This is a genomic window from Actinomadura sp. 7K534, from assembly GCF_004348575.1.
In the GTDB taxonomy this organism is placed as follows: Bacteria; Actinomycetota; Actinomycetes; order Streptosporangiales; family Streptosporangiaceae; genus Spirillospora; species Spirillospora livida.
The window spans coordinates 1-6,897 of the sequence record NZ_SMKB01000322.1; the positions used below are offsets into that span (position 1 = coordinate 1).

5 protein-coding genes are annotated in these 6,897 nt (G+C 73.6%); 2 read left to right on the forward strand and 3 right to left on the reverse strand.

The features are described from left to right. Both E1266_RS34220 and E1266_RS39725 read right to left on the reverse strand, forming a co-directional pair. A partial coding sequence (locus E1266_RS34220) for a serine/threonine-protein kinase (RefSeq protein WP_132054249.1) occupies nucleotides 1-861 on the reverse strand: 861 nt, incomplete at its 3' end. Next, nucleotides 861-2,930, reverse strand: coding sequence for a serine/threonine-protein kinase (locus tag E1266_RS39725; protein ID WP_243719248.1), 2,070 nt, complete (start codon nucleotides 2,928-2,930; stop codon nucleotides 861-863). The genes E1266_RS39725 and E1266_RS34220, both read right to left, overlap by 1 nt. Before the next feature lie 131 nt (nucleotides 2,931-3,061). Between E1266_RS39725 and lysX the strand changes: the two genes are divergently transcribed. Continuing rightward, on the forward strand, nucleotides 3,062-6,532 hold the full coding sequence (gene lysX / locus E1266_RS34230) for a bifunctional lysylphosphatidylglycerol synthetase/lysine--tRNA ligase LysX (RefSeq protein WP_243719250.1): 3,471 nt from the start codon (nucleotides 3,062-3,064) through the stop codon (nucleotides 6,530-6,532). On the opposite strand, the gene E1266_RS34235 is transcribed toward lysX, so the two are convergent. After that, on the reverse strand, nucleotides 6,529-6,708 hold the full coding sequence (locus E1266_RS34235) for a hypothetical protein (protein WP_132054251.1): 180 nt from the start codon (nucleotides 6,706-6,708) through the stop codon (nucleotides 6,529-6,531). The two genes, lysX and E1266_RS34235, sit on opposite strands and share 4 nt — an antisense overlap. Between E1266_RS34235 and E1266_RS39050 the strand changes: the two genes are divergently transcribed. Further along, nucleotides 6,691-6,897: hypothetical protein (locus E1266_RS39050; RefSeq protein ID WP_207946089.1), on the forward strand; the 207-nt coding region annotated here is incomplete at its 3' end. The two genes, E1266_RS34235 and E1266_RS39050, sit on opposite strands and share 18 nt — an antisense overlap.

Here is a 6,897-nt window from a genome sequence, read left to right on the forward strand (position 1 = left end):
GGCGGGCGGGGCGCCGGACGCGGTCGGTTCGGCGGTGAGACCCGGTGCCTGCCCGGCGGCGACCGCCTTGAGGGCCTCCTCCGCCCGGTCGCCGGTGAGCCGCCGGTCCGGGTCGCGTTCCAGCAGGGCGGTGAGCACCGGCGTGAGCGGGCCCGCGTTCCGCGGCGGCGGGACATCCTGCGTGAGGATGGCCGCGAGCACGGCCATCGCGTCGCCGCGATGGTGCGGGGCCTTCCCCTCGGTCGCGGCGTACAGGGTGGCGCCGAGCGCCCATAGGTCGGACGCGGGGACCGCCGGGGCGCCGTTCACCCGCTCCGGCGCCATGTACGCGGGCGACCCGATGAGGAGCCCGGTGCCGGTGAGCGTGGCGTCCCCCGCCATCTGCGCGATGCCGAAGTCGGTGAGGACCGCCCGGTCGTCCTCGGCGACCAGCACGTTGGCGGGCTTCACGTCCCGGTGCAGGATGCCGATCGCGTGCGCGGCGCGCAGCGCCCCCGCGATCTGCCGCCCGATGGCCGCGGCCCGGCCGGGCGGCAGCGGCCCGTCCCCGTCCACGAGGTCCTGGAGCGAACGGGCCCGTACCAGCTCCATGACGATCCACGGACGGTCGTCCTCGTCCACGACATCGTGTACGGTCACGACGCCCGGATGGTTCAGCCGGGCCGAGGCGCGGGCCTCGCGCAGCGTCCGGCGGTGCCGGTTCTCGCGCTCGTCGTCGCCCAGCCCTGCGGGCAGCACGACCTCCTTCACCGCGACGTCCCGGTCGAGGGTCTCGTCGCGCGCGCGCCACACGGTGCCCATCCCGCCGCGCCCGACCACGGATTCGAGCCGGTACCGGCCGGCGAGGAGGCGGCCTTCCATCAGTCGTCCGCGGGCTCGAAGTGCCGGTAGACCGGCTGGAGCTCTGCGAACACCTTGTCCCACTCCTTGTCGGGGGCGCGGAGCAGGATGGCGTAGCCGTGGCCCTCGGTCACGAAGCCGCGGTTCAGGACGCGGACGCGGCCGCCCTGCCCGGCGTAGGTGAACTCCCAGTCGGCGGAGTCGTCCCCGTCGCCGGTGTCGGGCACCGGCGGCTGGTCGCCGGTCGGCCGGATCCCGATCAGCTTGTAGCCGGGCCAGCCGGAGCCGCCGCGCTCCTGCCGCCGCCAGTCGTCGATCGCGCTGTCGCCCGGATCGTCGGTCTGGTCGATCTGGAGGTAGACGTCGCGGTCGGGCGAGTAGAAGAAGTCGCCGCCGTTCTTGCGCTCGGGCCCGCTCCACCTCTCCGGGACGAGCACGGTGTAGCCGCTGCGGTCCTTGTGCTTCTTGAAACCGGCGGGCACGCCCGCGCTGGGCGTGCCGCTGGGCGCGGAAGAGGTGGCGGAGACGGACACGGTGGCGCCGGTCGCCGGCGCCGTCGCCCCCTGCTGGCCCGCGTCCTTCTTCTCGTCGCCGCCGCTCCGCGCGAGCGCGATGCTCGCGATGAGGACGATCACGAGCAGCACCACCGCGGCGATGACCACCACGTTGCGGTTGGAGGCCAGGGCGGGGCGCCGGGTCGCGTGCGTCGTCGGCGGGAAGTGCGTCGCCGTCCCTCCGCCGGACCCCCCGTGGCCGAGCGACCCGTGCTGGACGGTCCCGTGGCCGGGCGACCCGTGGCCGGGCGACCGGTCGGCGGGGACCGTCGCGCCGGCGGGTTCCGTCCGCGGGCCGGAGCGCCAGGACGAGGCGCGGTCCGGGTCGGGCGCCGTCTCCCCGGGGCCGGCCTTGCTCTCGCCGCCTTTCCCGGAGTCGCGGGCGGTGCCGGTCCTGGCCGCCTTGCCGGTGGGGATGTCGAAGCTGGTCAGCTGGTCGGGGCGGGCGTCCGCGGCGCCGGGCGCGGCCGGGGCGGCGGACGCGCGGACCGGGTCGACGCTCGTCGCGCCGCCGGGGTCGCCCATCTCCTCGGGGAGCGGCTGGTCGGGGGCGTAGGTCTCCGGGTACGGCTCGGCGTAGCCCTCCGCGTAGGGGCGGGCCCCGTGCGATCCGGGGTCTGCGGGCTCCGGCGCGGACCGGCCCGAGGGCTCGTCCAAGGGGAACTCGACCGCCATGGTGCGCTGCGTGTCGACGCTCTCCTGCCGGACGATGTCGTCCAGGAGGGCACCGGCCTCGATCGCGTCCATCCGCTGGCCGGGGTCCTTGCGCAGCAGGCCCTCGATGACGGGGATGAGCCGGCCGCCCTTCTCCGGCGGGTCGGGCTCGTCGGAGATCACCGCGATCAGCGCCGCCATCGGCTCGGAGCGCTCGAACGGCGACTTGCCGTGCAGCATCGCGTAGAGGGTGACGCCGAGCGACCACAGGTCGGAGGCGGGCCCGGCGGTCCGGCCGCGGGCCCGTTCCGGCGCGATGTACGCGGGCGACCCCATGACCAGGCCGGTCTGGGTGAGCGTGGCGTCACCGGAGGCGGTCGCGATCCCGAAGTCGGTGAGCACGGCGCGCTCGCCCATCCGCCCGGTGCCGGTGATCAGCACGTTGCTCGGCTTGACGTCCCGGTGCAGGACGCCCGCGTCGTGCGCGGCGTGCAGCGCGGCGAGCATCTGCCGGCCGATCTCGGCGGCGCGGCGGGTCTCCAGCGGGCCGTCCTGCTTGATCACCTGATCGAGGGAGCGCGCCTTGATGAGCTCCATGATGATCCACGGACGGCCGTCCTCCTCGACGACGTCGTAGACGGTGACCACGCCGGGGTGCCCGAGCCGCGCGGCGGTGCGGGCCTCCCGGAACGTGCGCTTGTGGTGGACGGCCCGTTCCTCATCGGTGAGACCATGCGGGAGGATGACCTCCTTCACCGCGACGTCACGACCGAGGACCTCATCGTGCGCCTGCCAGACCGTACCCATGCCGCCCCGGCCGACCTGGGTCACCAGTCGGTAACGGCGGGCGAGCAACCGCTCACCGGTGGGTTCACTTGGCATATCCGCGACCATATCGACTTTTGCTGACAACCTTGGAACGAGCTTGCAAGCCACTTCCCCCTACCCGTACGACGTCCGGCGTCACACCGAGGTTCGCCACCACCGGACTCACCAGCACGGATGGAAGCACGGTGGACGTGACAGCCGCCATTGACGACCCCGCCACACCCTCGATGAAGGGTTCGGTCGCGGGAGACGCCGCACCGGAAGGCCGGACCGTGAAGGGCCGGGCGACGCGGGAGCGGGCCCTGCCGCGGGTGCCGCCGTGGGCCATGCCGTGGACCGGCCGGGGCGCCGCTGCCGGACGGGACTCCCGGGGCGGGGGCGGTCTGCTGGGCAGATGGGAACGGCTCGTCCGATCCGCGCCCACGATCTTCTTCTGGTACACCCGTCTCTCCGGGATCCTGTCGCTGCTCGCCTGGGTCTCCCATGGTCTCATCCTCGAGATGGCCGACATCTGGGCGCTGCGGTGGCTCGGCTATCTCGGCTGGTTCCCGAGCGTGCCCGTCGGCCTCCTCTGGATCCTGCTCTCGATGGGCGTCCGGCGGCGCAAGAAGGCCGCCTGGCGGATCCTCGTCGTGGTCTTCTGCCTGCCGACCGCGGTGGGCGTCACCGCGGTCGCGACGGCGTCCCTGAAGCCGGACGAGCCGCTGCACACCGGGCTGATCATCACCGCCGCCGCGCACCTCGCCGTCCTCGTGCTGCTGGTCGCCGCGCGGGGGCAGTTCACCACGCTGCCCGACCGCGCGAACCGCCGCCTGGCCACCCAGGTCTTCACCAACCTCCTCGTGGTGACCTGCGGGATCGGGACGCTCCTCGTCACCGTCACCGACCGGGACGACAGCGGTGCCTTCTGGACGCACCCCCTCTACGCGATCTCGCAGACCGTCCTCGGGCCGCGGGTCACCGGCACGCCGATCAACGTCCACGTGCCGTTCTGGGTCAACGCGATCCTGTGGGTCCTCGGCACCGGACTGCTGATCATCACGTTCTGGGCGATGTTCCGGCCGGGCCGCCAGGACCCCGTCCTCGGCGCGCGGGAGGAGCTCGCGGCGCGGTCGCTGCTCGCCGAGTACGGCGACCAGGACTCCCTCGGCTACTTCGCGCTGCGCCGTGACAAGGACGTCATGGTCGCGCCGAACGGCAAGGCGGCCATCGCCTATCGGGTCGAGGGGTCGGTCTCGCTGGCCAGCGGCGACCCGCTCGGCGACCCGGAGTCGTGGGACCAGGCGATCGAGGCGTGGCTGGCGGAGTGCCGCGCGCACGCCTGGATCCCCGGCGCCGTCAGCGTCGGCGAGCGCGGCGCGCACGTCTACCGGCGGCACGGGTTCGACGCGCTGGAGCTCGGCGACGAGGCCGTCATCGACCTCGCCGGCTTCACCCTGGACGGGCGCGAGATGCGGCAGGTGCGGCAGGCCGTCCGGCGTGTCGAGCGGGCCGGGTACGGGGTGCGGATCCGGCGCCACTCGGAGATCCCCGCCCGGGAGATGGCCGCGCTGATCCGCAGCGCCGACGCGTGGCGCGGCGAGGACGCCGAGCGCGGCTTCTCGATGGCGCTCGGCCGGCTCGGCGACCCCACCGACGGCCGCTGCGTCATGGTCGAGGCGTTCGACGCCCGCGGCGAGCTGCGCGGGCTGCTCAGCTTCGTCCCGTGGGGGCGCGCCGGCCTGTCCCTGGACCTGATGCGCCGCGACCGGCTCGCCGAGAACGGGCTGAACGAGTACATGGTCGCCAAGCTCGCCGAGAAGGCCGCCGCGGTCGGCGCGCAGCGGCTCTCGCTGAACTTCGCGATGCTCCGCTCCGCGTTCGCCCGCGGCTCGCAGATCGGCGCCGGGCCGGTCGCCCGGCTCTACTACCGGTTCCTGTCGTTCGCGTCTAAGTTCTGGCAGCTCGAATCGCTGTACCTGTCGAACGCGAAGTACCTGCCGGACTGGCGTCCCCGCTACATCTGCTACATGCAGAGCCGGCACCTCGTCCGGCTCGGCCTCGCCTACGCCCGCGCCGAGGGGTTCCTGCCCAACCTGAACCGCCCGAAGCTGGAGCGGGCCGCGGCCATGACGCCGTCCGGCGACCTGGTCGACCGGGTCCGGAAGATCGAGGCGGCCGCCGCCGCGGCCCGCGCGCCGCGGCGCCGGCTGTCGGAGCAGGAGCGGGTCAGGCACGCCAAGCTGGACCGGATCCGCGCCGCCGGCCTGGACCCGTACCCGGTCGGCTGCGAGCGGACCGACGTCGCCGCCGGCATCCGGGAGCGCTTCGCCGGCCTCGCCCCCGACGCCGCCACGGGCTGCCGCGTGGCCATCGCGGGACGCGTCGTCCTCGCCCGCGAGCACGGCCGCCTCATCTTCGTCACCCTGCGGGACGAGACCGGCGACCTCCAGGTGATGCTGACCGCCGACGCGCTCGGCGAGGAGTCCCTGCGCGGCTGGAAGACGCTGATCGACCTCGGCGACCAGGTCGGCGTGGCGGGCGAGGTCGTCACGTCCAGGCACGGCGAGCTGTCGGTGCTCGCCTCGTCCTGGCAGATCGCCGCGAAGTGCCTGCGGCCCCTGCCGAACAAGCGCTCCGGGCTGTCGGACCCGGAGGCCCGCGTCCGGCAGCGGTACGTCGACCTCATCGTCAACGACGACGCCCGCCGGATGCTCCGGATGCGCGGCGACGCCATCGCCGCCGTCCGCGACGGCCTGCGCGGCCGCGGCTACCTGGAGGTCGAGACGCCGATGCTGCAGCCCGTGCACGGCGGCGCCGCGGCCCGGCCGTTCACGACGCGCATCAACGCCTACAACATGCAGCTCCACCTGCGGATCGCGCCCGAGCTGTACCTGAAGCGCCTCCTCGTCGGCGGCGTCGGCCGCGTCTTCGAGCTGAACCGCAACTTCCGCAACGAGGGCGTCTCGCCGAAGCACAACCCCGAGTTCACGATGCTGGAGGCGTACGAGCCCTACGGCGACTACGACACGATGGCCGCCCTCACCCGCTCCCTGGTCGTGGACGCCGCCCGCGCCGCCCTCGGCACCACCGTCGTCGTCCGCGACGGCGTCGAGTACGACCTGGCCGAACCGTGGCGGGAGGTCACCGTCTACGGGGCCGTCTCCGAGGTCCTCGGCGAGGAGATCACCCCCGACACGCCGCCGGCCACCGTCCGGTCGTTCGCGGCGAGCCTCGGCCTGAACTTCGACTCGCGTTCGGGGCAGGGCAGAATCGTCCAGGGAATCTTCGAGGCGCTGGTCGAGGAGAAACTCACCGCCCCGACATTCGTACGCGACTATCCGGCGGAAACGTCCCCGCTCACCCGCCCGCACCGGACCGAACCGCGCCTCGCCGAGAAATGGGACCTGATCATCTTCGGCCTCGAACTCGGCACGGCCTATTCCGAGCTGATCGACCCCGTCCTGCAGCGCCGCCGCCTCACCGAGCAGTCCCTGCGCGCCGCCGGCGGCGACCCCGAGGCCATGGAACTGGACGAGGACTTCCTGCGCGCCCTGGAGTACGCGATGCCGCCCGCCGGCGGCATGGGCATGGGCATCGACCGCCTCATGATCACTCTCACCGGCCGCAGCATCCGCGAGACGATCCCCTTCCCGCTGGCCCGCCCCGGCTCCTAGAGGCCGCGCGGCACGGCCCGGTACCCCTGTTCCGCCAGCCACCGCCGCGCCGCCCCGCGCCGGGCGTCCTCCCCCTCCGGCAGGACGCCCGGCGGAATCGGCACGCCCTCTCCCCCTTCGTCCACCGGGACGACATCGCCGCACTCGACGTCCAGCACATGGAACCCGTCATCCATCGCCGCGGCCACCGCCCCCAGATCAACGGGAAGCCCGGCAAGCCCCGAAACACCCTCAACCTCGTCGGCAAGCTCGGCATCCCCTGGAAGGCCCCGCCGCCTCAACTCCTCGACACACTCCCGGGCAAGCGCCACACCCCCGGGCAACCCCCTGGCGGCCACCGCGACGTCCCCGGCGTACTGCAGCAC

Bases quoted from the DNA above. Each gene is read 5' to 3' on its own strand.
- E1266_RS39725 (WP_243719248.1), bottom strand. From the start codon at position 2,930: ATGCCAAGTGAACCCACCGGTGAGCGGTTGCTCGCCCGCCGTTACCGA.
- E1266_RS34235 (WP_132054251.1), bottom strand. From the start codon at position 6,708: ATGGATGACGGGTTCCATGTGCTGGACGTCGAGTGCGGCGATGTCGTC.